Genomic DNA, 507 nt, shown 5'->3' on the forward strand with positions numbered 1-507 from the left:
ACAAACTGCTGTTTCAACCTCTTCTCAATCTTTAGCCGATCAAATGATTGTGCGTCCAGTTCATAAAGAACAACCTTCTCCACAATTGAGTGAGAAACTTTCAGTTTCTCACTTTTTGACCACGCCCTCTACAGATGCGGTATTGTCTATGTCTGTAGCTCCAGCGATGGTGTTTCACAACGAAATGCAAACAGTGCGTGCGGGAAGAGGAATTCTAGATAAAAGTAAAAAGAATGCAGCTTTATGGACCTATGCGATTAAATCTAAAGAGAGTATTGCGACAGAGCATATAGATTTTAAGTTAGATCAGACAGGTATTGTTTTAGGGATCAATGGTTTAAGCGAGTGGGAAAGTGGAGAATTTTATATAGGTGGTTTTGGCAGTTATGATCGTGCCCGTGTTGCGCATGCACGGGGGGGTATCAGTGGTATCAATACTTATGGTATTGGTGCTTATGTCACTTATTTTGATCATAGTGGATGGTATCTCGATGGTATTTTAAAATA

The 507-nt window shown here is 40.0% G+C and carries 1 protein-coding gene; it reads left to right on the forward strand.

Annotated features, from left to right (window positions below):
• On the forward strand, window positions 1–507 hold a 507-nt coding region (locus tag ACFIMA_RS10030; RefSeq protein WP_375693485.1), incomplete at both ends, for an autotransporter outer membrane beta-barrel domain-containing protein.

Source organism: Bartonella sp. AP88HLJMH, from assembly GCF_042195605.1.
GTDB lineage: Bacteria > Pseudomonadota > Alphaproteobacteria > Rhizobiales > Rhizobiaceae > Bartonella.